This is a genomic window from Geobacillus sp. E263, assembly GCF_007197795.1.
GTDB lineage: Bacteria > Bacillota > Bacilli > Bacillales > Anoxybacillaceae > Parageobacillus_B > Parageobacillus_B toebii.
Genome location: NZ_CP041632.1, coordinates 96498 through 123357, shown reverse-complemented (window position 1 = coordinate 123357; position 26860 = coordinate 96498). Strand labels below are relative to the sequence as shown.

The window sequence follows — 26860 nt, the reverse complement described above, 5'->3', positions numbered from 1 at the left end:
ATCACCTCGCTTCCTTGCCTTATGAATGTATGTGCAGAAAATAATCTATTATAATGACAAAATAAGGTGTCATTAACCCCAATATGACAGGTGCAATGGAAAAATGGTTAGGAAATTGCAATACGACTAAAGCAGCAAGTGCCGCAAGCGCCATTCGTGAAAACGTACCTAGTGAGCGAACACGCTTCCCTTCCGCTACGGCTCGTCCAAATTTCATTACTCGGCTGGCTAATAACCACACACTATAAAATCCTATAGATGTTCCGAACAGCAAGCTCAAAAATAATGTTTTATACTCTGTCATCCCCCAGCCTGCCGCATACATCAAAAGGAGAAACAACGAATATTTTCGCAAATTTCGCATTATATGTTCCATAATTCTATTATTCCCCTGAAAAAAATTGACGGATTGTTCTTAACATTGCAGAGATGCCCGCAGCTAGTCCAAGAAGGAGACCAATAATAAGAAAAAGAGGTTCGGAGTCAAACTTTCGATCAAGCCATCTGCCGCCGAATATACCAATTAAAACAGAACCAGCCAACTGAGAAACAATGGCAGACATCAAACCGATTGCCCGGAAAGGATAGCGTTGGTTTTGCCCCATATCGTTATAGTCCTCACATTCGTAAAAACTATCGTAAAAACTATGTATATAGTGTATCTGAAAACCTTATCATACATCCCCTGTCAAGCATACAATACCATGGGGTCGATGTCAATGTGTTTCATAGAAAAAAACTGTATTATAACAACGAAAATGTTAATAATTTGTGACATTTATTAATTTTCTTTTCACTAAACTAGTGTATAATGATATATTTACTTTTTTAGACACAATTTTGTTTTTGATAAAAAAAGACGGCATCATTTCCACGAAATGATCCGTCCTTGAATGCCGTCCTATTTGGTGCCGAACAGGCGATCGCCGGCGTCCCCAAGTCCTGGGACAATATAACCATGATCATTTAGTTTTTCATCGAGCGCAGCGATATAAATGTCAACGTCCGGATGCGCTTTTTTCACCGCTTCAACGCCTTCCGGAGCGGCGATCAAACACATAAATTTAATGCTTTTCGCGCCGCGTTTTTTTAAGGCGTTAATCGCTTCTACCGCTGATCCGCCTGTCGCGAGCATTGGGTCCACAACAATAAAATCGCGCTCTTCTACATCGGTCGGCAGCTTCACGTAATATTCAACCGGTTTTAACGTTTCTGGGTCGCGATATAACCCGATATGGCCGACTTTCGCGGCTGGAATCAATTTTAAAATGCCATCGACCATACCGATTCCTGCGCGCAAAATCGGGATTACACCAAGTTTTTTGCCGGCGATTACTTTCGATTTTGCTTTGCTGACTGGTGTCTCAATTTCTACTTCTTCAAGCGGGAGATCGCGCGTAATTTCAAACGCCATCAACGTCGCCACTTCTTCGACAAGTTCACGAAACTCTTTCGTGCCAGTGTTTTTGTCGCGAATATATGTCAGCTTATGTTGAATAAGTGGATGATCGAATACATATACTTTTCCCATTTTGCACTCTCCTCTTTGTTTGCAGTTTACACTTCCATTAATTCTACCGAAAAATATACGTGTATTCAACTACAAACAAAAACGCGCCTCTAAAGACATTCGTCTTAGAGGCGCGTTTTTTGTCAACGATATAATGGGAATTTTTCCGTTAATGCCGCTACGCGTTTTCGCGCTTCTTCCAATTTTGCTTCGTCTTCGTGATGTTTTAATGTAAGACTAATAATGCTTGCGATTTCATCCATTTCTTCCAAACCGAATCCGCGCGTCGTTACCGCGGCGGTGCCGATACGGATGCCGCTTGTCACAAATGGGCTTTCCGGATCGTACGGAATCGTATTTTTGTTGACGGTGATACCGACTTCGTCCAACACTTTTTCCGCCACTTTTCCAGTGAGGCCAAGGGAACGTAAATCAATTAACAACAAGTGGTTGTCTGTTCCGCCGGAAACGAGTGTAAAGCCTTCTTTTTTCAATGCTTCCGCGAGGCGTTTTGCGTTGTTGATGATATTTTGCGCATATGTTTTAAAGCTGTCTTGCAGTGCTTCACCGAGCGCGACTGCTTTCGCCGCGATGACGTGCATGAGCGGTCCGCCTTGAATGCCTGGGAAGATCGCTTTGTCAATTTGTTTTGCAAACTCTTCTTTGCAAAGGATCATGCCGCCGCGCGGCCCGCGGAGCGTCTTATGCGTCGTTGTAGTCACAAAATGCGCATATGGCACCGGATTTGGATGAAGACCTGCCGCAACAAGACCTGCAATGTGCGCCATGTCTACCATCAAGTACGCCCCTACTTCATCAGCGATTTCACGGAAACGTTTAAAATCGATGACGCGCGGATAAGCGCTTGCCCCTGCTACAATCAGTTTCGGCTTATGTATGCGCGCTTTTTCAAGCACATCATCATAATCAATGACATGTGTTTCTGGATCGACACCATATTCGACAAAGTTATATTGAATGCCGCTAAAGTTGACTGGGCTGCCATGCGTTAAATGACCGCCGTGCGACAAATTCATCCCAAGCACCGTATCGCCATGTTCCAAAACAGTAAAATATACCGCCATGTTCGCTTGTGCGCCAGAATGCGGCTGTACGTTGGCATGTTCCGCGCCAAACAATTTTTTCGCCCGTTCGCGCGCGAGATCCTCGACGACATCGACATATTCGCAGCCACCATAATAGCGGCGTCCCGGATATCCTTCGGCATATTTATTCGTTAATACCGATCCTTGCGCTTCCATAACAGCGCGGCTGACAAAATTTTCTGACGCGATTAATTCAATTTTTGATTGCTGCCGTTTCAACTCATTTTGAATCGCTTCAAATACTTGCGGATCTTGTTGTGGCAAGTAGTTCATCACTAGCTCCCCCTCATTTCGAAATAATGAATATTCTTTTTTATTTTACCAGCTTTTTGCGGGTAGATTCAAAGAAAAAATGAACAAAATCATCAGGAAGTGCAAGAAGTATTCGGATTTTCTAAAGAGTAAACTGCGCGGGCGCCGCCGATCAGTTTCGGCCTCGTTTTTGCCAATGTCACATGGGCATGTCCCACTTGCTTTAACGACACGCGCACAGGAACAGCGACATGCTTTAAATGCATGCCGATCAATGTATCGCCGATATCAATGCCGGCATCTGCTTTAATAAATTCGACAACGACGGGATCGTTCATATGACGATACGCGTATTCAGCCATTGCTCCGCCGGCTGTTCGGACAGGGATGACCGAGACGATTTCAAGCTGACGGGACATGGCGGTCTGTCTTTCTACAACAAGCGCGCGGTTTAAATGTTCGCAACATTGAAACGCTAGCTGCACCCCTGTTTCCTCATGCCACTTTCTCAATTCGGCAAACAGCATTTCGGCGACTTCCGTTGAGCCAGCTGTTCCGATTTTCTCGCCGATCACTTCGCTTGTGCTGCAGCCGATGACAAGAATATGCCCGGATGAAAGCGGGACTTGCTTTCGAAATTCACGAATAATCGTCTGCCATTGCTGCTTCCATTCGGATAATGGGGAAGACATATTGACGATTCCTCCCATGTTATAAATGTTTGTTTTCATATTGTGTAATTTTTTCCACGCGTCGTGCGTGACGTCCGCCTTCAAATTCCGTCGTCAACCACACTTTCGCGATTTCACGCGCTAATCCTGGCCCAATGACGCGTTCTCCCATCGCTAATATGTTGCTATCATTATGCTGGCGCGTTAATTTGGCGCTATATACGTCATGACAGAGCGCGCAACGAATGCCTTTTACTTTATTAGCGGCAATCGTCATGCCAATTCCGGTGCCGCAAATTAAAATGCCGCGATCCACTTCCCCGTTTGCGACTTTTTCCGCAACTGGAATCGCGTAATCAGGATAATCGACCGATGTTTCGCATTCACATCCTAAGTCGATGTACTCGATCCCCATTTCGTCCATTAATTTTTTAATTTCTTCACGAATATGAATTCCGCCGTGATCAGATGCAATCGCTACTTTCATGTTCGTTTCCTCCTTGTTTTGTCATATAGAAAAAAGCCGCCTTTCTATTCATTTTACATGTTTCCGATATAGAAGGCGACCTTTCTAATTTTATCTTGTACCAAATTGGTCGATCGTTTCTTTTAATTTTTTCGCTTGTTCCGCCAATTCTTCCGCTAGTTTGTTTACATGCTGAATAACAGAAGTTTGTTCTTGTGTCGCCGCCGTTACTTCCATCGCCCCAGCCGACGTTTCTTCGGCAATCGCCGCAACTTCTTGTGATTGAATCGACGCTTTTTCGATATGTGACATTTGTTCTTTCGCTAATTCCGCAATTTCATGGACGGAACGAACGACTTCGTGAATCGATTTGGTCATTTCCGCAATCGCGTCGTTCGTATCGGAGCCTTTTGCGGCTTCTTCATTCGCGGATTTTACTTGCTCATGAATTTGTGATACGACATGTGCGACTTCCTTTTGAATGTTTTGAATCAGTTCAGAAATCCCTTGAACCGCTTTTGCGCTCTCATCCGCAAGCTTCCGGACTTCTTCCGCGACAACAGCAAAACCTTTTCCATGCTCGCCAGCTCGCGCCGCTTCAATGGAGGCATTTAAGGCAAGCAAGTTCGTTTGCCCGGCAATATCACCGACTAGAGAGATAATGTTTTCCACTTCTTTCGCGTGTTGCTCCAGCCGCTCGACCGCACTTAAAGACGTTTGATTATTGCGCGCCAATTGTTCGATTCCGCTGACAAGCGAACTAATGACTTCACGGCTTTTATGTAATGTTGTCACCATTTCCTTCGCTAATTGTTCGGATTGATTCGCCTTTTGCTGCACTTGATTCGCAATGCGCAGCACATCATCCACCGACTCAGCAGCCGTTTGCATCGATACAGCAGAGTCATTCGCGCCTTTAGAAATTTCTTCAATCGTGTGGGCAATATCTTTCGAGCGCTCTGCCGCAACAAGGGAAGCGTTCGTAATTTCCACGACTTTCTCATTCGTGCGAGAAAAATTATCTTCAATATTTTTCACAATTGTTCGCAAACTTCGCAACATTTCATTAAAAGCAATCCCTAATGAGCGGATTTCATCATCTGATTTGGGCAACGGAACATCTTCATTAATTTGTCCGCTTGCTGCTTTGATTGCCGCCTGTTCTAACCGATGCAACGGCTTTACGATCAATCCTGATGCCATGTATGCAAGCAAGCCTGACCAAATGATTCCAAGCAATAGTATAATAATGGTAAACGCGCTTTTGTTCATCGAAGTGAAGAATAAATCATACAAAATATAAATAAAAAACGCACTCGTCGAATATGTAATAAGCGCTAACACGGTTGTAAACACAACAAGCTTTAGCCGTAAACTAAAGCGATATCTCTTTTTTCGCTTTTCCATTCCCTATATCCCCCTACTGATTTCCCCCAAGCTTACATACAAGATGATCAATCAGATTTTCCAGCTCATCTCTCGTCTTGCGATACGTTTCAACAGAACCGCCAAATGGATCGGATACGTCCCCTTGTTTTCCGAAAACAAATTCTTTGAGAGTGAATGTTTTCTCTTTCGCTTCTGGAAATCTTTCAATGATTAACTGCTTATGCCCAGCCGTCATGGCAAAAATATGCGTCGCCCAATCGATATCTTCCTTTTTTAGCAATGACGAACGATGTTCTGCTTCAATTCCTTTTTCTTTCAACACCGTTTTTGCGTGAGGCGAAGCATCGCTTCCTTCCGCAGCAAACACCCCCGCTGATTTCACCTCCAAATCTGGCAATTGTTTGCTTTTCAGCAGCGCTGCCGCCATCGGGCTGCGGCATGTGTTTCCCGTGCAAACAAATAAAATGCGATGCGACATACAAACACCTCTTACCGTTCATAACTCGACTAACGTACAAATTAATTATAATAAAAATTACCAGCAAAATATAGTGTCAAAAAAGCGGCCCAAAACGTTCAAACTTCTTTTTGGAGCAGCTCTTTTGTTTTTTAGTGAGCAGCGGCCAACTTAAAACGAAAATAATAGTTTCAGCCCAAACGCTAACAAAATACTGCCGCCAAGCGCCTCACTGTAAGCACCAAGCCATTGTTGGAAATGACGCCCTAACATTAATCCCATCCACGTCAACACCGTGCTGAAAAAACCAAACAATAAAATCGTAAGCAATGTTCGCACGCCGTAAATGCCGAGACTAAGCCCGACAGAAAAGCTGTCAAGGCTCACACTAAAAGCAAAAAAAATAAGTCCTATTCCCATTGGCGAAACAAATCTATCGCTTTCCTTTTTAAAGGATGTAACAATCATTTGAATTCCTAACAATAGCAGCAACGCCCCTCCGATATAAGAGGCGATGCTGCCAAATTGGTGTGATAAAAAGCGGCCGAGGAACATTCCTAAAAACGGCATAATAATATGAAAAAGCCCAATCATAATGCCTATGTAAAAAATTTGTTTTAATCGCAATCGAAACAACCCCATGCCTAATGCGACGGAGAATGCATCCATTCCTAATGCAAACGCCATCATCGATAGTGCCACAAGTTCGCCGATGAACATCTTCATTTGATTTCCCTCCCGGACTTGCCTTACTGTTAACATATGCATGTCCGGGAATTTTAGAAGATTTATTTTTCATCAATCACTTGATGACCTGCGGCTTTTTTCAGCCGATTCATAATAGCTTCTCCAATTCCTTCTGTCGGAAACGATTCGCTATAAATGAAATCAACATCTGTTTCGTCAAATTTTCGAAGCGTATCATATAAATGGCTTGCTACGGTATGTAAATCATGACGCGATCCGCACGCTAACACTACATCGGCATCATAAAAAAAGCGGTTTTCTTCTGTCGTTAGGACACCGACTTTTTTTCCAAGCGTACGTTGTTTATTCACAAGCGTTTGCAAAAAAGCCGGAGAGCCTTGAACAATCGCCATTGGTGATTTTGGGGCGTAATGTGTATATTTCATTCCCGGTGATTTCGGTGTTTGCCGTTCATCGGTTAGCGCGCTATCTACGAAAACATTTCCGATCACTTTCTCGAGTGCTTCCTTTGTTACACCGCCCGGACGTAAAATTGTCGGCACTTTCGTCGTACAGTCAAGAACGGTCGATTCCACTCCAATACCTGTTTCCCCGCCATCAACAATGCCAGCAATCCGTCCATTTAAGTCAGCGAACACATGCGCCGCTGTCGTTGGGCTCGGACGCCCTGATATATTGGCACTCGGCGCGGCCAATGGCAATCCGCTGGCTTCAATTAACGCAAGGGCGACTGGATGTGCTGGCATGCGCACCGCTACAGTAGGCAACCCTGCTGTTACTGGATCAGAAATCACTCCTTCTTTTTTTGGCAGAACGAGCGTAAGCGGTCCTGGCCAAAAGCGTTTTATTAACGTATGCGCCACATCAGGAATGGCAGAAACCATCTCTTCTAGCTGTTTAAGATGAGCGATGTGGACAATAAGCGGATTATCACTTGGGCGGCCTTTTGCCGCGAAAATTTTTTTCACTGCTTTTGCATCTTTTGCGTTTGCCCCCAGTCCATACACCGTTTCCGTTGGGAAAGCGACAACCTCGCCGGATTTCAATAGTTGTGCAGCCTCTTTAACCTGTGGATAAATACTTTGTTTATCAACAATATTATCCACAACCCAAATATTCGTTTCCACTCTGTTCCCCCCAACTATCGTTGCTGCTTGCTAGCAAAATAGTATAAAAATATCAACAATCTCTTCGAGAATTATATCTTAAAATGAAAAAAAGAAAAAAAGTTTCGCAAAATTTATCCACAAAATGTGGATAAATGTGTTATTTTAGTGGATAAGTTTGTGGATATGTGAGTGAGTTTTACACATTTATCCACAAACTATTATGGAATCAATTGTTCAATAAGTTCTTTCACGAAAAATTTGACTTCCACAGGTTGATCATTTTCTGCTACAAACGGAGACGGCGTCGTTGCTATACTTGCCCGCTTTACTTCCTCTTCTTTTATGGTTTTTTCCTTCTTGCTGCTTTGTTCTTGCTGTTCGTCTGTTTCTACCGTTTCCTTATTCTCTCCTTGTGCAGGAGCGAACACCTCTTTTTTATTGTCATTGGCGTCGTATGGTTGCTCGTTCATTCGCACCGCATCGCTATTGCTAAAATCAAGAAAACAAAGCGGCGGAAATAAAACGCACCACCAGTTTGCTCCTTTTCCCTCGCCAAGCGTAATTAAAACAGCATCATATTGCCCGGCTGGATAAACGTAATTCCCATAAATTTTTGTCGGAAAATCGACTTTTCCGAACTGTACTTTATACGATTGATCGCTGTGTTCTTTTCGCAACACATCCGCTACAGTTTGTTCAATTTCTGGAATATGGGATCGAATCACTTGCTTTGCCTCTTGAAAAGACGTTAAATCGGCTACCCACCCATTAATTTGCGCATTCACCGCGTTGCGCACTTTTCGTTTCAACGCTTGATCTTCCGCAGAATCGCTATTGGCTAAAATCCGCAGACGGATCGCTTCGTCCGGAATAGCGACCGTCGCGTTTTCCCCCGCTTTCGTTTGATGGCCATATACATTTACCAGCACCCCGATGATTAATAGAAGTATATATAAAATAATTCCGATATTTTTTTGGTTCATTTGCTTGCACCGTCCTTTCACTTTTCATTGTGGACAGCGCAAGCAAATTTTAAACTCTATCAATCTAAAAAATAACTTCCAGGTGGTACTGGAAGTTATTTTCCTAATGATGCATATACCATTCGGTCTTTTCCGTTAATGTCGAAAACAACTTCCACCTCTGCTTGTGGAAACGTCTGCCGCAATATTGCCGCGACCGCCTCTCCCTGCCCAGCTCCTACTTCGAACGCGACAAGCGCGCGTTCTTTTAATACGAATGGCAGCTCGCGGGCGAAACGGCGGTAAAAATCAAGGCCGTCTTTGCCGCCGGAAAGCGCCCGTAAAGGCTCATAATCTTTTACGACAGGGGAAAGCGAAGCAATTTCATTCTCCGGAATATATGGCGGATTGGAAACGACAACGTCTACTTTGCGACTGGCCTCTACAAGAGGCTGCAATAAGTCGCCGCAAATGAATGCAACATCCGCTCCAAGACGTTCCGCATTTCGCTTTGCCACTTCCAGAGCCTCGGGAGCAATATCGATGGCCGCAACGCGAAGCGATTTGTTTTCTAATGCCAGCGTAATCGCAATCGCCCCGCTTCCTGTCCCGACGTCGACCACATCGATCGTTTTATTTCCCGGGAATAATTGTGTGATTCTGGTTAGCACGCCTTCCACTAATTCCTCTGTTTCCGGGCGGGGGATCAGCACATTGCGATTGACGAGAAACGGCCGGCCGTAAAATTGTTCCAAACCGATCAGATGCTGCACCGGAACATGTTCATACACATGCTTACGAACATCTGCTTCAAATGATTGGCGCACGTTTTCATCGATTGGATCGCGCAGCCGGGCAAACAGCTGCGCTCTTGTGATTTGCAAATGGTGGCAAAGCAATAGTTCCGCGGCCCGCTCTTCTTTGCCATGTTGTTTTAAAAAAGAAGAAGCCCATGTGAGGACTTCGTAAATTTTATAGCTCATTGTTCGCTTGCTCCAATTTTTTTGATTGATCGTCTAATATCAGTGCTTCAATAATTTCATCGAGGTTGCCGTCTAACACTTGATCAAGCTTTTGAATCGTCAATCCAATGCGATGGTCGGTCACACGGTTTTGCGGGAAGTTATACGTGCGAATTCGCTCCGAACGATCCCCTGTTCCAACTGCTTGTTTGCGCGTCTGATCGTATTCCGCGCGCGCTTCTTGTTGGTATTTGTCATAAATGCGGGCGCGTAACACTTTCATTGCTTTTTCTTTGTTTTTAATTTGCGATTTTTCGTCTTGGCACGTTACGACAATTCCCGTTGGAATGTGCGTCAAACGAACCGCCGACATCGTGGTGTTCACGCTTTGTCCACCCGGTCCGCTCGATGCAAACGTATCAACGCGAATATCTTTTTCGTTAATTTCGACTTCGATTTCTTCCATTTCCGGCAAACAAGCAACCGTTGCCGTCGATGTGTGAATACGTCCGCCAGATTCCGTTTCCGGGACGCGCTGCACTCGGTGCGCGCCGTTTTCGTATTTCAGCTTGGAATACGCTCCTTTTCCGATAATCGTAAAAATAATTTCTTTATATCCTCCAAGCCCGGTCGGACTCGCTTCAATCACTTCCGTTTTCCATCCTTGCGATTCCGCATAGCGTGTATACATCCGGTACAAGTCGCCGGCAAATAGCGCCGCTTCCTCGCCGCCTGCCGCGGCACGGATTTCCATAATAACGTTTTTCTCATCGTTCGGATCTTTCGGAAGAAGAAGAATTTTCAACTTATTGACAAGCTCTTCTTCTTTTTGTTCCAACTCATCAATTTCTTCTTTCACCATTTCCCGCATTTCTGGATCAAGCTTCTCTTCTAACATCGCTTTTGCCTCATCCAGCTGCTTGCGGACCGATTTGTATTCGCGATACGTTTGTACCGTTTCTGATAAATCCGATTGCTCTTTCGAATAGTCGCGAAGTTTTTTTGGATCGTTAATGACTTCCGGATCCATGAGCAGTTGATTTAATTTTTCATAACGTTCTTCTACTGCTTCCAGACGTTCAAACACGTTTTTCACCTCTGTTTTTCGATGCACAGTCTAATTTATTATTATATCCCAAATATATGAAACAGAAAAGTGTGTATAGTATAAGAGAGTTTCACAAGCCAAATAAAATAATATTACGAAAATTAGTCAAAATCATCGAGATTTCGTTCAATTTTAACAAAAATTCGGCAAAAAATAGGTATTGGTCATAGAAAAATCGTTTTTTTCTATTGGCATACTTTTTGCAAAGTAAATTAGCGAAACTATTTTTCAAATTTAGAAAGGGGTAGGGAGAATGAAAGCAGCGGTTGTCAATGAATTTAAGCAACAATTAGAAATTAAAGAGGTGGAAAAACCGAAGCTAAACTATGGAGAAGTACTTATCAAAATTGAAGCTTGCGGGGTTTGCCACACCGATTTGCATGCTGCGCACGGAGACTGGCCAGTCAAGCCAAAATTGCCTTTAATTCCTGGACACGAAGGGGTAGGGATTGTTGTCGAAGTAGCAGAAGGAGTAAAATCCGTTAAAGTAGGTGACCGTGTCGGTGTCCCATGGCTATACTCCGCTTGCGGAGAATGTGAATATTGCTTGAGCGGGCAAGAAACACTTTGCCCACATCAATTAAACGGTGGATATTCCGTCGATGGGGGATATGCGGAATACTGCAAAGCACCTGCCGATTATGTCGCAAAAATCCCAGAAAATTTAGATCCAGTGGAAGTCGCGCCAATTCTCTGCGCGGGAGTAACGACATACAAAGCGCTAAAAGTGTCTAACGCCAAACCGGGAGAATGGGTAGCCATTTACGGAATCGGAGGATTAGGGCATATTGCTCTTCAATACGCGAAAGCAATGGGATTCAACGTTGTTGCGGTCGATATTAGCGATGAAAAAATAGATCTTGCCAAACAATTAGGGGCGGATATTGCTATTAATGGACTAAAAGAGGATCCAGTCGAAGCTATTCATGAAAAAGTAGGCGGAGTACATGCTGCTATTAGTGTTGCCGTAACGAAAAAAGCGTTCGAACAAGCCTATAAATCTGTAAGACGCGGCGGATGCCTTGTTGTTGTTGGATTGCCTAACGATGAACTGCCAATCCCTATTTTCGATACGGTATTAAATGGAATTACGGTGAAAGGATCGATCGTCGGTACGAGAAAAGATATGCAAGAAGCGTTGGATTTCGCTGCGAGAGGAAAAGTACGCCCTATTGTAGAAACCGCTCCACTAGAACAAATCAATGAAGTATTTGAGAGAATGGAAAAAGGAAAAATTAACGGCCGGGTCGTTTTAACAATCGGTGTAAACCGTTAATGGAACATATGATCCACACGGGAGACGGTCTTTTTGACCGCTCCCTATTCAAAATGACATTATAGGAGGGAAAAAGCATGATTTATAGCCGCCCAGGAGAAAAAGACGCAAAAGTACAATTTAAAACAAGATATGATAATTATATTAATGGTGAATGGGTTCCGCCTATTGGAGGGCAATATTTCGAAAATATCACCCCTGTAACTGGCGAAGTGTTTTGTGAAGTCGCTCGCTCCCAAGCAGAAGATATTGAGTTAGCGTTAGACGCTGCCCATGCTGCAAAAGAATCATGGGGAAAAACTTCTCCAGCGGAAAGAGCGTTAATTTTAAATAAAATTGCCGATCGCATTGAGGCTAATCTAGAAATGCTCGCGGTAGCTGAAACGTGGGACAATGGTAAGCCTATTCGAGAAACATTGAATGCTGACTTACCGTTATGTATTGATCATTTTCGTTACTTTGCCGGAGTTATCCGCGCCCAGGAAGGCACGATCAGCCAAATTGATGATGATACAGTAGCTTATCATTTCCATGAACCGTTAGGCGTTGTTGGACAAATTATTCCTTGGAACTTTCCGTTATTAATGGCTGCATGGAAAATCGCTCCCGCACTGGCAGCGGGCAATTGCATTGTGTTAAAACCAGCAGAGCAAACTCCTGCTTCCATTATGGTGCTGATGGAACTTATCGGTGATCTATTGCCACCAGGAGTACTAAATGTCGTTAATGGATTTGGTCTTGAAGCTGGAAAACCTCTAGCTTCGAGTTCACGTATCGCCAAAATCGCCTTTACCGGAGAAACGACAACAGGTCGGCTTATTATGCAATATGCTTCCCAAAATATCATCCCAGTTACTCTTGAGCTAGGCGGCAAATCTCCAAACATATTTTTCCCTGACGTGATGGATCAAGAAGACGAATTTTTAGACAAAGCCATTGAAGGATTTGCGATGTTTGCTCTCAACCAAGGAGAAGTATGTACATGCCCATCTCGAGCGCTCATTCATGAATCAATTTATGATGATTTTATGGAACGAGCGTTAGAGAGAGTAAAAAATATTAAAACAGGAAACCCATTAGATACTGATACAATGATGGGTGCACAAGCCTCATCCGAACAAATGGAAAAAATACTTTCTTACATTGAAATTGGTAAACAAGAAGGAGCAGAATGCCTCATCGGTGGAGAAAAAAACATTATTGAAGGATTCGAAAATGGATATTATATTAAGCCGACTGTATTTAAAGGTCATAATAAAATGAGAATCTTTCAAGAAGAAATTTTTGGACCGGTTGTATCTGTTACTACATTTAAAGATGAAAAGGAAGCATTAGAAATTGCCAATGATACATTATATGGCTTAGGCGCAGGAGTTTGGACACGAAATATTAATCTTGCCTATCGTTTTGGTAGAGGTATTCAAGCTGGTAGGGTATGGACGAATTGTTATCACTCGTATCCAGCCCATGCTGCATTTGGCGGTTATAAACTATCTGGATTTGGACGGGAAACACATAAAATGATGCTATCCCATTATCAACAAACAAAGAACTTATTGGTAAGTTACAGTCCAAAAGCCCAAGGATTTTTCTGAAAAATAAAAATAATATGTTAAAAAGGGACTGCTTTTAAATTTTATTCTTTTAAAGCAGTCCCTTTTTCTTTCAATAAATAGCGAAGCTGGCGCACCGTAATGTTTAACCGTTCTGCCGCTTCTTTTTTATCTCCTAATGTTTCCTTCAACGTTTTCCAAACGAAAAATCGTCCGATCTGTGTTTCTAAATCTTTTACGGCATCTAAAACATGTTGAAGATCGAGCCGCTCATTGTTTTCTTTCCACAATGATAAAATATAGCTGGTCCAGTTTTGCAAGTAAGATTCTAAATCCATTTCTTTGTGATTTTTCGTTTCATCCGATGGAGTAGAAAACATATTCGTTTCCGTTCTTATTTTTTCCGGAAGATAATCAGGAGTGATGACCATCGTTTCGCCTTCCGCCAACGTCACCGCTCTTTTTACGATGTTAAAAAGCTCTCTTACATTTCCCGGCCATGGATATTGTTTCATTTGCAAAATAGCATCGTCGGAAAAAGTAAGAGTAGAATTCAACTTTTTTAAAAAGTGCTTGATCAAAATAGGTAAATCATCTATTCGTTCTCTTAAAGGAGGGATCGTTAATTTTACTACATCTAATCGGTATAATAAGTCTTCACGAAACGTTTTTTCTTTTACCGCCTGACTGAGATTGACATGGGAAGCGGCGATAATTCTAGCATTGGTTCTACGGACGGTTTCGCCACCGACGCGAATATACTCTCCCGTTTCCAACACACGTAATAATTTTACTTGTGTAGCTAAGGATGCTTCCCCTATTTCGTCCAAAAATAATGTTCCTCTGTTCGCGATTTCGAAAATTCCTTTCTTTTCTTTCAACGCTCCCGTAAACGCCCCTTTTTCATGGCCAAACAATTCGCTTTCAAGCAGCGTTTCCGACAGCGCCCCGCAGTTGATTCCAATAAAAGGCTGGTCATAACGCATGCTTGCTTGATGAATAAAATGCGCGAGCACTTCTTTTCCCGTTCCGGTCTCTCCTTCAATTAATACGTTTACATTTTTTTTCGCAATTTTATAAGCAAGCTTGATTAAATCGTTCATTTCTTTATTCGTTCCGATAACAAAACCGAGCGCTTCCGCCAACTTATACATATCATGTTGAGACGAATGGATTTCACTATCGAGCAATTCTTCAATGATTTTTTCTAACTCATCAATATTATCAAATGGCTTCTCAATATAATCACTTGCACCATACTTAATTGCTTCTACCGCAGTCTTCACGGTGCTGTATCCCGTCATAATAATAGCCTTGCACGATGGTTGAACGGCTTTTAACTGTTTTAATAGTTCCAAACCGTTTGTGTCTGGCAGCTTTACATCAATTAAGGCAAGATCAAATGAATACTGTTGAATTAATTTGAAAAAGTCTTTTCCATTCCATCCTAACTTGACATGATATCCTTTTCCCTCTAACAAATGAAGGAAAAATGTACATACTTCTCGTTCGTCGTCAATCACTAACACATTGGGCATTGATTGTTCACTCCCACGTTTATTGCTTTGCCGGCAGCTTTAACATAAATGTACTTCCTTTTCCAGGATGGCTTATCACCTCGATGGTTCCTCCGTGAGCTTGCGCGATTCCTAAGCTGACGGATAATCCAAGTCCCGTTCCTTTCCCTGGCCTTTTCGTTGTAAAGAAAGGATTAAAAATCTCTTGCAAGTATTGTTCTTCAATTCCTTTGCCGTTATCTTGAACCGATAAAAGAATCCACTTCTTGCCGTCTTCCGTCACCGATTTCGTTTCAATAGAAATAACTTTTTTTGGAATATCCATTTCTTCCAATGCGTCTTTTGCATTAATTAAAAGATTTAAAACAATTTGTCCGATTTGCTGAATATTTCCTTCAATCAATTCCAGTGAATGATCTAATTTTTTCTGAATGGTGATATTTTGTTTCTTAATTTGATCACCGATTAACCCTAGCACTTGCTCCACCGCTTCATTGACAGAGCAATCTTCAAACATATATTCATCTTGCCTTGAGAAAGTCAATAAATTTTGGATAATCGTTTTACATCTCTTTCCGCACGAATAAATATCGGAAAGCAATTTGTAGGATCGATCATCTGCTGTTCTTAACAGCAATTGGGCATTGCCTAAAATAGCCGTCAATGGGTTATTCAATTCATGGGCGATTCCCGCCGCCATCTCTCCGATCGCGGCCAACTTTCCTGATTGAACTAACTGCGCTTCAATCCGGCGTTTTTCCGTGATGTCATTAATGTAAATAATAATGGCATAGATGTGTTGACTTTCATTGAATACTGGATAAGCACGCAATTCACATATTCGCTTTTGAAAATGAATCTCCTGATAGACAGGCTTTTTTGTTTGAACCATTTTCAGCACGGGACTGTTATGAACGTCTATCGACAAAAGTTGATGAAAGTTTCGTTTCTCACTTTTATATAAATGCAGCTGGAAAAAATCTTTCGCTGCGTCATTATATTTCAAAATATTTCCTTCTAAATCAACGACTAAAATCATCTCTGAAACCGCGCGAAATGTTTCCTCCCACTCTTTTTTGCTAGTGAGAACCTCGTTATAAAGACGAGCGTTTTCGATGCACACGGCTAACTGGTCACAAAACTGTTGAAAGAAGGTCAAATCATCTTCGTCATATTCCATCATTTCTTTACTTCCTATACTGAACACACCGATGACTTTCCCTTTGTGAATAAGCGGGACTAACAATACACTGCGAATTCCTAAAGATTCATATACTTTATTTTCTATATAGTCTTCATAGTTTTCTTTATTGGAATCTACTTGATAAAAGATTTTTTCAAGTGATTCAACTGCTTTCCAATAAAGGGAATGCTCTTTTGACAACTCAAATCCAATCGGAAAATACAATGAGTGAGGAGGATAAACATTGGTTAAAATCAATTTTTCATTTTCATACATAGATAAACTAATTCTTTCGATGGGAAAAATCGTTTGCAACTTATCAAAAACGTTTTTCAACATTTCATCGATGGACATATCGACATTAAAACTTTTTGTTACATCATTAATAATTTCCAACTGCATATTTTTCTTTTTGAGCTCAATCACCGTTTTCTTTAATTCGTTATAGTAACTTTTTTTCGAAGACTGAACGCCAGTTAATAAGTTAATCATTTGTTGCCGATCTTTTACTTCCATCTCTACCATGCCCTTCTAAATATTTCTTCAATATCCTCTACGGTGACATCTCTAGGATTGGTGATCATACAAGCATCATGGAGGGCGATGACACTCATATGCGGTATTTCGTCTTTTTCTAATCCTATATCGGATAATCGTTGCGGAGCGTCAATCTCCATTGTTAATTGTTTGATATACTCAATCGCTTTTTTTCCCGCTTCCATGTGCGACAATCCTCGAATATCAATACCGAGAAATGTCGCGATATCCGCAAATTTTTTCGGATTGGCCAATAGATTATATTCCATCACATATGGAAGTAAAATAGAATTAATATCGCCGTGAAGAACGGGATACTTTCCTCCGACCGCATGCGACATCGCATGCACCGCGCCTAAAATGGAGTTAGAAAACGCAAGGCCAGCCTGCAAACTAGCCATTGCCATATGTGTCTTTGCTTCTTTGTTTATTTTTGAAGCAACAGATGGACGCAAATATTCTGATACTAAAGAAATAGCGTTTTTTGCTTGAACGTCCGTTAATGGGGTTGCGGCCAAACTTACGTATGCTTCGATGCCATGTGTTAAAACATCCAAGCCAGTCGAAGCAGTTAAACGAGCGCTTTTTGTCGATAATGTTTCTGGATCAATAATTGCAATATCTGGAATAAGAGATTTGGAAATAATCGTCATCTTTTTTTGTCCTAATGTATCTACGATGACGGAAAATTGTGATACTTCAGAACCTGATCCAGCCGTTGTAGGAATCATCACTTGTGGAGGCAATGGGTTTCTGATTTTGTCCACCCCTTCATAATCGTGAATCTTTCCTCCATTGGTGGCCAAAATGGCAATGGCCTTCGCCACATCTAAAGGACTTCCTCCACCAATTCCTATGATCGCATCACATTCATTTTCTATGTAAACTTTGCATCCTTTTTCCACTTCGATATCTTTTGGATTAACCGTTACATCGTGAAATATCGTGTATTTTAAATTCGCCTGTTTGCAGCTTTTTACGACGACATCCAACCATCCGGCTTCGATCACTCCTGGGTCGCTGACAATTAAAACGTTGGTTGCTCCAAGCCGCAAAGAGCTTTCCCCTACATGCTCAATAGCACCATTCCCAAAAATGATCTCCGGCATCACGAATTTATGAATATTCATATTACCCACCTAACCAAAAAGTTGTCAAAGTCATCTAAAGGACATTTTATTCGACACCATTATGTATATTCCTACATTCAATTATATCAATTTAGGTGTATTCTCGACATATAATAAATTGGATACCTCTTTTCCGTTGAATTTAGCCAAATTTTTCTTTTTTGCTCAAAAACGTATAAAAAAGCATAACTAACCATCAAATTACAATATTTGATGAAGAAAAAGATCCATCTTCTTCTCAGAAGATGAATCCTTAATCTAAACGCACATGAATATCGTACGTCGGAATGGCTTTTGTGAGCAACTGATGAATCTGTTTCTGTTCTTTTTGCCGTTTTTCCTCTGACATCGAGGAAGGAACGTGAACCGTCACGTACATATTGTTTCCGTTCATCCAAACAGACCCTAATTCATAATCGGTATATGTCTCGATGACTTGTACGGCTTTCCTAACATCGGCGCGATCATTTCCACTGTTGTCTGTGGTGTTGATGAAATTCGGATTTTGCCGTGTTTTTTCCGGGTCGTCAAAGTTGTTATATAAATAGCGGTCATAATCGCTTTTCGCTTTATCATCGGTCATTAGCTTCGTGCCATTTTTGTCTTCGCTTTGCTCGTGGTAAGAAGCATGATTTGGATTCATCGAACAAGCGGAAAGAACCATAGCAAAACCTAACAGCAGCAAGTTTCTCATCATTTGTCGCCTCCCTGCTGTTAGGTTTTCCCGCATTCCCAAAAATATAGATGGTAGGATTCACCGTTTAACGGGCGAAATGATGGTTTGTTTTATCCGTTTTCCTCGGTTTGCCGGGAACTTCATGATGATGGCGGCAGCGCGGTTCGTATGCCTCGCTGGCGCCTACTAAAATCACCGGATCATCATAAGAGGCCGGAACGCCGTTAATGAGCCGCTGCGTCCGGCTTGCAGGGGAACCGCATACCGTGCATACCGCTTGCAGTTTTGTGACTGATTCGGCAATCGCCATTAACGTTGGTACAGGTCCAAACGGTTCGCCACGGAAATCTTGGTCCAACCCCGCGACAATGACGCGATAGCCGCGGTCTGCCAGCGTCTGCACGACATCGATAATGTCATCGGAAAAAAACTGCACTTCGTCGATAGCAATAACGTCTGTTTTTTCTGAAATATGCTCAAAAATTTCTTTCGGCGAGGAAACAGGAATGGCGATCACCGAATTGCCGTTATGCGACACAACCGCTTCGTCGCTATAACGATTATCAATGGTCGGTTTAAATACTTTCACTTCTTGTTTGGCAAATGTCGCGCGACGAACGCGGCGGATCAATTCTTCTGATTTTCCGGAAAACATGCTTCCGCAAATGACTTCAAGCCAGCCGGACTGCTTCATAATATACATGAAATGCCTCTCCCTTCGTTCTCATCTGCCGGCGTATGTATGTTTTATTGTACCTTGTTTGCCCATAAAAAAACAGGCAAGAATCAGCCGCTTGCCTGTTTTTCATGGAATTCGTTAGGACGTGATAGACGCTTAAGCGCCCTCCGCTTTTCTTATTGTCCAGCTCCGGGCGCTATCGGCTCGCGACGCTTCGGCCCCGCTGTGGCGGCAACAGCCTCCTCGCGGGTCCTCCAGCGCGTGTCGCCGATGAGCAAGCGCCCTCCGCTTTTCTTATTGTCTAGCTCGGCTCGCAACCGCTCGGGGTCAAATAACCTTCTCCCTCAGGGTGCAAGCACCCCTACGGGCGAAGAACATTTGCCCTTCGCGGTTAAGCAGCTCGCCTCCGCTTTTCTTTATTGTCCAGCTCCGGGCGCTATCGGCTCGCGACGCTTCGGCCCCGCTGTGGCGGCGACAGCCTCCTCGCGGGTCCTCCAGCGCGTGTCGCCGATGAGCAAGCGCCCTCCGCTTTTCTTATTTCAAGCCGTATTTTTTGTTGAATTTATCGACACGTCCTGCAGCAGAAACAAATTTTTGACGTCCTGTAAAGAATGGATGACATTCGGAGCAAATTTCTACACGCAATTCATCTTTTACAGAACCGCTTTCAAATTCGTTTCCACATGCGCAACGTACGATTACTTTTTTGTACTCTGGATGAATTCCTGGTTTCATGATCTTCACTCCTTCCGCCCTGTATCATTTCGAAACAGAGTTTGTATATCATTATTTTTATCATATTTTGGCGTTTGTCAAAACACACATGGTAAAATTATAACAACTTTAATGTTCTTTTGCAACCAGTGATTTTTGCCGATTTCTTCCCTCGGTTCTATTAAATTCGCACGGCTCCATTACTTTTCCATTCTTCATCAAGCATCGCAAAAAATTCTTCGTTTGATTTTGTTTGACGGAGTTTGCTTAAGAACCGCTCAATGAAATCCGGGGAATCAGACATTGTTTTTCGAATCGCCCATAATTTTTCAAGATGCTCTTTCGGAATGAGCAACTCTTCTTTACGCGTACCTGAGCGACGAATATCGATGGCTGGGAAAATACGCCGCTCCGCCAGCGATCGGTCAAGATGGAGTTCCATATTTCCGGTGCCTTTAAATTCCTCGTATATTACATCATCCATACGTGAACCTGTATCAACAAGAGCAGTAGCTAAAATCGTTAGACTGCCGCCTTCTTCAATATTGCGGGCCGCCCCGAAAAACCGTTTCGGACGGTGGAACGCAGCCGGATCAATCCCCCCTGAAAGCGTGCGGCCGCTTGGCGGGATGACTAAGTTATAAGCGCGTGCTAAACGAGTGATGCTATCCATAAGAATAACGACATCTCGTTTATGTTCGACAAGACGCATCGCTCTTTCTAACACTAATTCCGCTACTTTAATATGATTTTCCGGCACTTCGTCAAACGTCGAGCTGACAACGTCACCATTGACCGACCGCTCGATGTCTGTTACTTCCTCTGGACGTTCGTCAATGAGGAGAACAATGAGTTCTACTTCTGGATGATTGGTCGTGATGCTGTTGGCGATTTCTTTTAATAACATCGTTTTTCCCGCTTTTGGAGGAGCTACAATCAATCCGCGCTGCCCGAATCCGACCGGGGCAATTAAGTCGATAATTCTCGTTGATAGCTTGTCCGGGGTTGTTTCTAATTTCATTTGTCGATTTGGGTATAAAGGTGTTAATGCCGGGAAGTGCACACGTTCCTTTGCGACTTCTGGGTCTTCGCCATTGACTGCTTCGACATGAAGCAATCCGAAATAGCGTTCATTTTCTTTTGGAGGACGCACTTTTCCAGACACTTTATCCCCGTTTCGCAAATCAAATCGGCGAATTTGTGACGCGGAAATATAAATATCTTCGGAGCTTGGGGAATAGTTGATCGGACGTAAAAAGCCGAATCCTTCTGATTGAATGATTTCAAGCACGCCCTCCATAAAAAACAATCCATCTTGTTCCGCACGCGCTTTCAAAATGGCAAAAATAAGCTCTTTTTTTGTTAGCTTACTGTAATAAGAAATTTTATATTGGCGAGCAAGCTCATAGAGCTCTTTCAGTTTCATATTTTCTAATGTAGAAAGTGTTAACTCCATTTCGACACCACACTTTTGCAATTTTTCATGTTCTTCCATACTCACTCCAAACCTTCAATTTATTATGAATTTTAAAACGGATGGGATGAAAAGAAGGCGATGAAGGCTGAAAATGAAGTAGAAATGGCAGAGCTTATTTTATGCACACGCAGCATGACTATTTTACCCTTTTTATCGTTTTTTAATCAACAGTTTTTTATTTCGTGATATAAAATAAGCAAGGGCGACAGGTTGAACCTTTTTCGCCCCGCTGGCATTCGCTTTTACTTGATGACTAAATTTGGTTTTTTCTTCAAGCTGTGCCGCCCTTCAATAAAACGAACGGTTCCTGATTTCGCACGCATCACAACGGAGTGAGTTTCGCCATATGCACCTTTAAATTGAACGCCTCGCAACAATTCCCCATCTGTTACGCCAGTTGCGGCAAAAATAGCGTCGTCGCCTTTCACCAAATCTTCCATGCGAAGCACTTTCGTTACATCAATCCCCATTTTTTTGCATCGTTCTACTTCCTGTTCATTTTGCGGCAATAATTTTCCTTGAATTTCTCCTCCCAAACATTTCAGTGCTACCGCAGCCAATACTCCTTCCGGCGCCCCGCCAGAACCGAACAAAATATCCACACCTGTATGGTCAAATGCGGTATTAATCGCAGCGGCAACATCGCCGTCATTAATCAGCTTAATGCGCGCTCCTGCTTCTCTTAGCTCAGCGATGAGCCGTTCATGGCGCGGCCTGTTTAATACGACAGCAACGACATCTTCAATATCTTTGTTTTTCGCTTTTGCAATCGCTTTTAAATTATCAATCACCGGTGCTTCAATATCAATCATTCCGACCGCCTCAGGACCGACGGCGATTTTATCCATGTACATGTCAGGAGCGTGAAGCAAATTGCCATGGTCCGCCACCGCAACGACCGCTAATGCGTTCCAACCTCCGGAAGCAACGATATTTGTTCCTTCTAGCGGATCTACTGCAACATCCACACGAGGCCCATAGCCGTTGCCGAGCTTTTCTCCAATATATAACATCGGTGCTTCGTCCATTTCTCCTTCACCGATGACGACCGTTCCCTTCATCGGAATGGTATCAAATACATCGCGCATGGCCGATGTCGCTGCTTCGTCTGCTTCGTTCTTTTTGCCTCGCCCCATCCATCGAGCGGCGGCAAGAGCAGCTGCTTCTGTGACACGAACCAGCTCCATGGATAAACTTCTTTCCATCGCCACTTCTCCCCTTCCCTTTGTTGCCTATGCATTTCTGACTTGTTCAATCTCTTCGTCCGTCATTTTTTCTCGCCAAATCGTTGCTCCTATGCTATTTAACTTTTCGACAAGATTGCTATATCCGCGGTCAATATGTTCTACTCCCGTAATTTCCGTAAGCCCTTCTGCCATTAAACCAGCAACAACAAGGGCTGCGCCTGCGCGCAAATCACTCGCTTTCACTTTTGCGCCTTGCAGCCGAACCGGACCGGTAATAATGGCGGAACGACCTTCCACCTTTATGTTCGCATTCATTCTGCGAAGTTCATCGACATGCTTAAAGCGGGCGCTATAAATCGTATCCGTGACAACGCTTGTCCCGTGCGCTTTTGTTAAAAGCGCTGTAAATGGTTGCTGTAAATCGGTTGGAAAACCAGGATAAACAAGCGTTTTCACATCTACTGCTTTTAAAGCTGGTACACTAGAAACAAGGATTTGATCGTCGCTCGTTTCCACATGCACGCCCATTTCGCGTAATTTTGCGGTCAATGATTCAACGTGCTGAGGAATAACGTTATCGATGATTACTTCCTTCCCCATCGCTGCCGCAGCAATCATATATGTACCAGCCTCAATGCGGTCCGGAATAATCGAATGACGACATCCTGATAATTTCTCAACACCGTCGATGCGAATGACATCGGTTCCGGCGCCTTTAATTTTTGCTCCCATGTTGGAAAGCAATGTCGCCACATCAATAATTTCCGGCTCTTTTGCAGCGTTTTCAATAATCGTCCGGCCTTTGGCGCGCACCGCGGCCAACATGATGTTAATCGTTGCCCCTACACTTACCACATCTAAAAAAATACGGGCACCTCGCAATTCCTCCGCGCGCAAATAAATCGCACCTTGCTCGTTCGTTACTTTCGCTCCTAGCGCCTCAAAGCCTTTAATATGCTGGTCAATCGGGCGCGGACCTAGATGGCAGCCTCCTGGCAGCCCGACAACCGCTTTTTTAAAACGACCAAGCATTGCTCCCATTAAATAATACGAAGCGCGCAATTTTTTTACTTTTCCATTCGGCAGCGGCATCGGTACCATATTGGTCGGATCGATGGCCGCTTTTTTGCCATCGAAATGGAACGTTCCGCCAATCTCTTTAATTAAGTCGCCTAAAATTCGCACATCAGAAATGTCCGGCAATCCTTCGATTGTAACCGGTGAATCAGCGAGAATCGTAGCAGGGATGAGGGCAACGGCGCTATTTTTTGCCCCGCTTACCTTGATCGTTCCCTGCAGCGGATCACCGCCGATAATTTTGATTTTTTCCATTATAGTCTCCCTTCTTTAACGAGAAGTTGACTTCTATTTTTGCCGATTCCAATCTGCTAGAAACTTTTCAATTCCTTGATCCGTCAACGGATGGTTAAACAATTGCATTAATACTTTGTACGGAACAGTAGCGATATGCGCTCCTCTTAGTGCTGCTTCTGTCACATGAAGCGGATGGCGAATGGAGGCAGCAATAATTTCTGTATCGATTCCGTGGATATTAAAAATGTTGGCAATGGTGGAAATGAGTTCAAAACCGTTATGACCGATATCGTCTAAACGGCCAAGAAATGGGGATACGTATGTTGCTCCGGCACGTGCTGCTAATAGCGCTTGGTTTGCTGTAAAAATTAATGTAACGTTCGTTTTAATCCCTTTTTCGCTAAATACCTTTACCGCTTTAAGCCCTTCTTTTGTCATCGGCACTTTAATCGTAATGTTCGGGGCAATTTTTGCTAGTTCTTCGCCTTCTTCGATCATTCCTTCTGCATCCGTGGAAATCACTTCCGCGCTAACCGACCCAGAAACAATGGACGTAATTTCGCGAAGACGATCATGGAATGGGACATTTTCTTTCGCAACAAGACTAGGGTTTGTCGTCACACCGGCTAAAATCCCAAGCTCATTCGCTTTTTTAATTTCTTCTAAATTTGCCGTATCGATAAAAAATTTCATGGCGATATCCTCCCTTATCATTGATGGGGCAAGAAAAGGAAACCGCGATAACGTCACAACGTTCGTTGTTCCGTTAGGCGGTTTTTCCTTTTTTACCAATGAAAATGTTATTGGACTGCTTTTCCGGAAGAACCAAACTCGCGCATTTTCCCGATTACTGTCGCTTTAATCGCATCGCGGCCAGGACCGATAATTTTGCGAGGGTCATATACTTTTTCGTCTTTCGCTAACAATTCGCGGACGACTTTTGTAAATGCCATTTGGTTTTCTGTATTGACGTTAATTTTGGATGTACCGAGAGAAATAGCACGTTGAATTTGTTCTGTTGGGATGCCTGTACCACCGTGAAGCACGAGCGGAACGCCAGTTAGATCACGAATTTGTTCCATTTCCGCAAAACCTAATTTTGGCTCCCCTTTATACGGACCGTGCACAGAACCTAATGCAGGAGCCAAGCAGTCAATTCCCGTCCGTTTGACTAATTCTTCACATTCTTTCGGATCCGCATAAATAATGTCTTTCCCAATAACATCATCTTCTTGGCCGCCGACCGTACCTAATTCTGCTTCTACCGATACACCGCGTGCATGAGCATATTCCACCACTTGAGAGGTGATTTTGACGTTTTCTTCAAATGGATGATGGGAGGCGTCAATCATGACAGAAGTAAAACCGGCATCGATTGCTTCTTTACATTTTTCGAAGCTAGAACCATGGTCAAGATGAATCGCTACCGGAACGGTAATATTCATATCTTCCATTAATCCTTTAACCATATTTACTACCGTTTTAAAACCGCTCATATAACGCGCCGCGCCTTCAGACACTCCGAGAATCACCGGTGACTTTTCTTCTTCTGCCGCGGCTAAAATCGCCTGCGTCCATTCTAAGTTATTAATGTTGAATTGACCGACAGCGTATTTTTCTTTCAACGCTTTATTAAGCATTTCTTTCATGGATACTAAAGGCATAGTAAAATCCTCCTTATGCTTTAACGTCTTCGCCTTTCTTAAATAGCTATGCGTTATTCCGGCGTGGTATATGTATGAAAGGCGTAAATGATCCTTACATTATAAGCATACCAACTTACAGACAAAACAGCAACATTGTAACTTAGAACAAACAATGACAACTTTCTTACGAAACTAAATGCTTTTTTACTGCCTCGCGCAAATCATCGATATCAAACGGTTTCGCAAAATGCATAATCGCGCCTAATTCTTTTGTTTCCTGAATCATATCGAGTTCTCCGTAAGCAGTCATAATAATCACTTTAATATCTGGATCAATTTCTTTTAATCGCTTTAATATTTCAATTCCATCCATTCCAGGAATTTTCATATCTAATAACACTAAATCGGGTTGATGTTTGCGGACAATTTCCAGCGCTTGTATGCCATTAGCGGCTTGATATGTCGTATATCCTTCTCTTTGAAACACTTCATTTAACAAAATGCGAATCCCGTATTGATCATCAACAATTAAAATTTTACTGCCCATCTCTATTATGCACCTCAATTCTTTGTTTTTCTTCCATGTTATTAGTTTCGCATCGTTCAGTTATTTTCCTGCCAAATTTTTTGCATTTGGATAAATTCCAATTAACAAATCATTTTATTATATAATAGCAACGAAAGGGGGACGAACAGTGAAAATTTTTACGACTCAAATGATCGGTTATTTGAAAAAAATTGCCGAAGAAGAAGAAATGGCATTCGAGGATGGGGCGCGTCTGCTCGCACAGGCGATCATCGGAGACGGACGCATTTTGCTTCACGGATTTCACGAAATGGAAGCCGTTGTCATCGAGGCTCTCTGCGGACAAGATAAGCTTCCAAAAGCGGTACGCTTAATGGAAAATGGACATCTTCGCAATGATATCGATGAAACGGATCGCGTTTTATTGATTGCGCGATTTTCCAATGATAAAGACGCCATCCGTCTTGCCGAACGATTAAAAGAACAAGGTCTTGAAATTGCCGCCATTTCCGCTGTGGTCAAAGACGAGCAACCCTCACTAGTTGACATTGCCGATGTCCATATCGATAGCAAATTGCTAAAGCCGATCGTTCCGAAAGACGACGGCAGCCGCATTGGCTTCCCGACGGTCATTACAGCCTCGTTTGCATACTATTGTCTGTTGCTTACCATTTATGACATTTTAGAAGAATACGAGTAAATAATAAAGGACTATCTAACCTATGCGGAAGATAGTCCTTTTTTG

Annotated in this window: 28 protein-coding genes; 3 read left to right on the top strand and 25 right to left on the bottom strand. The window is 42.9% G+C overall.

What is annotated here, in order from left to right; all coding sequences use genetic code 11:
* Positions 1-19: 19 nt before the first annotated feature.
* The 13 genes from FNL97_RS00605 to prfA all read right to left on the bottom strand — a co-directional run bounded on the left by FNL97_RS00605 (position 20) and on the right by prfA (position 10679).
* A complete protein-coding gene (locus FNL97_RS00605; protein WP_143414791.1) occupies positions 20-376 on the bottom strand; it encodes an ATP synthase subunit I in 357 nt (118 codons plus the stop codon).
* Positions 377-383: 7 nt separating this feature from the next.
* Positions 384-605, bottom strand: coding sequence for an AtpZ/AtpI family protein (locus tag FNL97_RS00600; RefSeq protein ID WP_015865317.1), 222 nt, complete (start codon positions 603-605; stop codon positions 384-386).
* 296 nt (positions 606-901) lie between these two features.
* Entirely contained in the window at positions 902-1531 is a 630-nt protein-coding gene (upp, locus tag FNL97_RS00595; RefSeq protein ID WP_015865318.1) for a uracil phosphoribosyltransferase, read from the bottom strand.
* 122 nt (positions 1532-1653) lie between these two features.
* Positions 1654-2889 carry a serine hydroxymethyltransferase gene (glyA, locus tag FNL97_RS00590; protein ID WP_089098254.1) on the bottom strand — a complete coding sequence of 412 codons (1236 nt, stop codon included), beginning with the start codon at positions 2887-2889 and terminating at the stop codon, positions 1654-1656.
* 92 nt (positions 2890-2981) lie between these two features.
* On the bottom strand, positions 2982-3560 hold the full coding sequence (locus FNL97_RS00585; RefSeq protein ID WP_143414790.1) for a TIGR01440 family protein: 579 nt from the start codon (positions 3558-3560) through the stop codon (positions 2982-2984).
* A 19-nt stretch (positions 3561-3579) separates the two neighbouring features.
* Positions 3580-4026: a ribose 5-phosphate isomerase B gene (gene rpiB / locus FNL97_RS00580; protein WP_015865321.1), complete on the bottom strand. Its 447-nt coding sequence runs from the start codon at positions 4024-4026 to the stop codon at positions 3580-3582.
* A gap of 90 nt (positions 4027-4116) precedes the next feature.
* The gene (locus tag FNL97_RS00575) at positions 4117-5412 is read right to left on the bottom strand and encodes a methyl-accepting chemotaxis protein (RefSeq protein ID WP_143414789.1); all 1296 of its coding nucleotides are present in this window, start codon (positions 5410-5412) and stop codon (positions 4117-4119) included.
* A gap of 13 nt (positions 5413-5425) precedes the next feature.
* Positions 5426-5872, bottom strand: coding sequence for a low molecular weight protein arginine phosphatase (locus FNL97_RS00570; RefSeq protein ID WP_015865323.1), 447 nt, complete (start codon positions 5870-5872; stop codon positions 5426-5428).
* Positions 5873-6022: 150 nt separating this feature from the next.
* Positions 6023-6577, bottom strand: coding sequence for a manganese efflux pump MntP (locus FNL97_RS00565; protein ID WP_143414788.1), 555 nt, complete (start codon positions 6575-6577; stop codon positions 6023-6025).
* Between the two features lie 62 nt (positions 6578-6639).
* Positions 6640-7686, bottom strand: a complete 1047-nt coding sequence (locus FNL97_RS00560; protein WP_143414787.1) for an L-threonylcarbamoyladenylate synthase — start codon at positions 7684-7686, stop codon at positions 6640-6642.
* A gap of 200 nt (positions 7687-7886) precedes the next feature.
* On the bottom strand, positions 7887-8651 hold the full coding sequence (gene spoIIR / locus FNL97_RS00555) for a stage II sporulation protein R (RefSeq protein ID WP_015865326.1): 765 nt from the start codon (positions 8649-8651) through the stop codon (positions 7887-7889).
* 95 nt (positions 8652-8746) lie between these two features.
* Positions 8747-9613, bottom strand: a complete 867-nt coding sequence (prmC, locus tag FNL97_RS00550; protein ID WP_015865327.1) for a peptide chain release factor N(5)-glutamine methyltransferase — start codon at positions 9611-9613, stop codon at positions 8747-8749.
* Complete coding sequence (gene prfA / locus FNL97_RS00545) at positions 9603-10679, bottom strand: peptide chain release factor 1 (protein WP_015865328.1); 1077 nt, start codon at positions 10677-10679, stop codon at positions 9603-9605. Before prfA ends, prmC begins: the two co-directional genes overlap by 11 nt.
* A 274-nt stretch (positions 10680-10953) precedes the next feature.
* On the opposite strand from prfA, the gene adhP reads away from it, so the two are divergent.
* The gene (adhP, locus tag FNL97_RS00540; RefSeq protein WP_143414786.1) at positions 10954-11976 is read left to right on the top strand and encodes an alcohol dehydrogenase AdhP; all 1023 of its coding nucleotides are present in this window, start codon (positions 10954-10956) and stop codon (positions 11974-11976) included.
* A 77-nt stretch (positions 11977-12053) separates the two neighbouring features.
* Positions 12054-13571 carry an aldehyde dehydrogenase gene (adh, locus tag FNL97_RS00535; protein ID WP_081188478.1) on the top strand — a complete coding sequence of 506 codons (1518 nt, stop codon included), beginning with the start codon at positions 12054-12056 and terminating at the stop codon, positions 13569-13571.
* Between the two features lie 41 nt (positions 13572-13612).
* On the opposite strand, the gene FNL97_RS00530 is transcribed toward adh, so the two are convergent.
* The 12 genes from FNL97_RS00530 to FNL97_RS00475 all read right to left on the bottom strand — a co-directional run bounded on the left by FNL97_RS00530 (position 13613) and on the right by FNL97_RS00475 (position 26136).
* Positions 13613-15067 (bottom strand): sigma-54-dependent transcriptional regulator, encoded by a 1455-nt coding sequence (locus FNL97_RS00530; RefSeq protein ID WP_143414785.1) that lies wholly within the window; start codon positions 15065-15067, stop codon positions 13613-13615.
* Between the two features lie 19 nt (positions 15068-15086).
* A complete protein-coding gene (locus FNL97_RS00525) occupies positions 15087-16745 on the bottom strand; it encodes a sensor histidine kinase (RefSeq protein WP_143414784.1) in 1659 nt (552 codons plus the stop codon).
* Between the two features lie 2 nt (positions 16746-16747).
* Positions 16748-17896, bottom strand: coding sequence for an iron-containing alcohol dehydrogenase (locus FNL97_RS00520; protein WP_143414783.1), 1149 nt, complete (start codon positions 17894-17896; stop codon positions 16748-16750).
* A gap of 253 nt (positions 17897-18149) precedes the next feature.
* Positions 18150-18593: a hypothetical protein gene (locus tag FNL97_RS00515; RefSeq protein WP_286173427.1), complete on the bottom strand. Its 444-nt coding sequence runs from the start codon at positions 18591-18593 to the stop codon at positions 18150-18152.
* A gap of 64 nt (positions 18594-18657) precedes the next feature.
* Entirely contained in the window at positions 18658-19275 is a 618-nt protein-coding gene (locus FNL97_RS00510) for a thymidine kinase (RefSeq protein ID WP_081188486.1), read from the bottom strand.
* A gap of 510 nt (positions 19276-19785) precedes the next feature.
* The gene (gene rpmE, locus FNL97_RS00505; protein ID WP_015865332.1) at positions 19786-19986 is read right to left on the bottom strand and encodes a 50S ribosomal protein L31; all 201 of its coding nucleotides are present in this window, start codon (positions 19984-19986) and stop codon (positions 19786-19788) included.
* A gap of 160 nt (positions 19987-20146) precedes the next feature.
* Positions 20147-21421, bottom strand: a complete 1275-nt coding sequence (rho, locus tag FNL97_RS00500) for a transcription termination factor Rho (RefSeq protein WP_015865333.1) — start codon at positions 21419-21421, stop codon at positions 20147-20149.
* Positions 21422-21684: 263 nt separating this feature from the next.
* Positions 21685-22647 carry a class II fructose-bisphosphatase gene (gene glpX, locus FNL97_RS00495; RefSeq protein ID WP_062678142.1) on the bottom strand — a complete coding sequence of 321 codons (963 nt, stop codon included), beginning with the start codon at positions 22645-22647 and terminating at the stop codon, positions 21685-21687.
* Positions 22648-22674: 27 nt separating this feature from the next.
* Positions 22675-23961, bottom strand: a complete 1287-nt coding sequence (gene murA, locus FNL97_RS00490; RefSeq protein WP_143414782.1) for a UDP-N-acetylglucosamine 1-carboxyvinyltransferase — start codon at positions 23959-23961, stop codon at positions 22675-22677.
* A gap of 33 nt (positions 23962-23994) precedes the next feature.
* A complete protein-coding gene (fsa, locus tag FNL97_RS00485) occupies positions 23995-24636 on the bottom strand; it encodes a fructose-6-phosphate aldolase (protein WP_143414781.1) in 642 nt (213 codons plus the stop codon).
* 107 nt (positions 24637-24743) lie between these two features.
* Positions 24744-25607 (bottom strand): class II fructose-bisphosphate aldolase, encoded by an 864-nt coding sequence (locus tag FNL97_RS00480; RefSeq protein ID WP_143414780.1) that lies wholly within the window; start codon positions 25605-25607, stop codon positions 24744-24746.
* Between the two features lie 166 nt (positions 25608-25773).
* Positions 25774-26136, bottom strand: coding sequence for a response regulator (locus FNL97_RS00475; RefSeq protein ID WP_015865338.1), 363 nt, complete (start codon positions 26134-26136; stop codon positions 25774-25776).
* Positions 26137-26284: 148 nt separating this feature from the next.
* Here FNL97_RS00475 and FNL97_RS00470 point away from each other — a divergent pair, with 148 nt between their 5' ends.
* Positions 26285-26815: a DUF2529 domain-containing protein gene (locus FNL97_RS00470; RefSeq protein WP_143414779.1), complete on the top strand. Its 531-nt coding sequence runs from the start codon at positions 26285-26287 to the stop codon at positions 26813-26815.
* Positions 26816-26860: the final 45 nt, after the last annotated feature.

Excerpts from the sequence above, each read along its gene's own strand:
- FNL97_RS00510 (WP_081188486.1), bottom strand. The coding sequence starts at position 19,275 with ATGTATATTATGAAGCAGTCCGGCTGGCTTGAAGTCATTTGCGGAAGC.
- adh (WP_081188478.1), top strand. The coding sequence starts at position 12,054 with ATGATTTATAGCCGCCCAGGAGAAAAAGACGCAAAAGTACAATTTAAA.
- FNL97_RS00515 (WP_286173427.1), bottom strand. The coding sequence starts at position 18,593 with ATGATGAGAAACTTGCTGCTGTTAGGTTTTGCTATGGTTCTTTCCGCT.
- rpmE (WP_015865332.1), bottom strand. The coding sequence starts at position 19,986 with ATGAAACCAGGAATTCATCCAGAGTACAAAAAAGTAATCGTACGTTGC.
- adhP (WP_143414786.1), top strand. The coding sequence starts at position 10,954 with ATGAAAGCAGCGGTTGTCAATGAATTTAAGCAACAATTAGAAATTAAA.
- murA (WP_143414782.1), bottom strand. The coding sequence starts at position 23,961 with ATGGAAAAAATCAAAATTATCGGCGGTGATCCGCTGCAGGGAACGATC.
- glpX (WP_062678142.1), bottom strand. The coding sequence starts at position 22,647 with ATGGAAAGAAGTTTATCCATGGAGCTGGTTCGTGTCACAGAAGCAGCT.
- FNL97_RS00520 (WP_143414783.1), bottom strand. The coding sequence starts at position 17,896 with ATGAATATTCATAAATTCGTGATGCCGGAGATCATTTTTGGGAATGGT.
- glyA (WP_089098254.1), bottom strand. The coding sequence starts at position 2,889 with ATGAACTACTTGCCACAACAAGATCCGCAAGTATTTGAAGCGATTCAA.
- spoIIR (WP_015865326.1), bottom strand. The coding sequence starts at position 8,651 with ATGAACCAAAAAAATATCGGAATTATTTTATATATACTTCTATTAATC.
- FNL97_RS00585 (WP_143414790.1), bottom strand. The coding sequence starts at position 3,560 with ATGTCTTCCCCATTATCCGAATGGAAGCAGCAATGGCAGACGATTATT.
- upp (WP_015865318.1), bottom strand. The coding sequence starts at position 1,531 with ATGGGAAAAGTATATGTATTCGATCATCCACTTATTCAACATAAGCTG.
- prmC (WP_015865327.1), bottom strand. The coding sequence starts at position 9,613 with ATGAGCTATAAAATTTACGAAGTCCTCACATGGGCTTCTTCTTTTTTA.
- fsa (WP_143414781.1), bottom strand. The coding sequence starts at position 24,636 with ATGAAATTTTTTATCGATACGGCAAATTTAGAAGAAATTAAAAAAGCG.
- FNL97_RS00600 (WP_015865317.1), bottom strand. The coding sequence starts at position 605 with ATGGGGCAAAACCAACGCTATCCTTTCCGGGCAATCGGTTTGATGTCT.
- rho (WP_015865333.1), bottom strand. The coding sequence starts at position 21,421 with ATGGAGTTAACACTTTCTACATTAGAAAATATGAAACTGAAAGAGCTC.
- FNL97_RS00570 (WP_015865323.1), bottom strand. The coding sequence starts at position 5,872 with ATGTCGCATCGCATTTTATTTGTTTGCACGGGAAACACATGCCGCAGC.
- FNL97_RS00575 (WP_143414789.1), bottom strand. The coding sequence starts at position 5,412 with ATGGAAAAGCGAAAAAAGAGATATCGCTTTAGTTTACGGCTAAAGCTT.
- FNL97_RS00565 (WP_143414788.1), bottom strand. The coding sequence starts at position 6,577 with ATGAAGATGTTCATCGGCGAACTTGTGGCACTATCGATGATGGCGTTT.
- FNL97_RS00480 (WP_143414780.1), bottom strand. The coding sequence starts at position 25,607 with ATGCCTTTAGTATCCATGAAAGAAATGCTTAATAAAGCGTTGAAAGAA.
- FNL97_RS00475 (WP_015865338.1), bottom strand. The coding sequence starts at position 26,136 with ATGGGCAGTAAAATTTTAATTGTTGATGATCAATACGGGATTCGCATT.
- FNL97_RS00530 (WP_143414785.1), bottom strand. The coding sequence starts at position 15,067 with ATGCCCAATGTGTTAGTGATTGACGACGAACGAGAAGTATGTACATTT.
- rpiB (WP_015865321.1), bottom strand. The coding sequence starts at position 4,026 with ATGAAAGTAGCGATTGCATCTGATCACGGCGGAATTCATATTCGTGAA.
- FNL97_RS00525 (WP_143414784.1), bottom strand. The coding sequence starts at position 16,745 with ATGGAAGTAAAAGATCGGCAACAAATGATTAACTTATTAACTGGCGTT.
- FNL97_RS00605 (WP_143414791.1), bottom strand. The coding sequence starts at position 376 with ATGGAACATATAATGCGAAATTTGCGAAAATATTCGTTGTTTCTCCTT.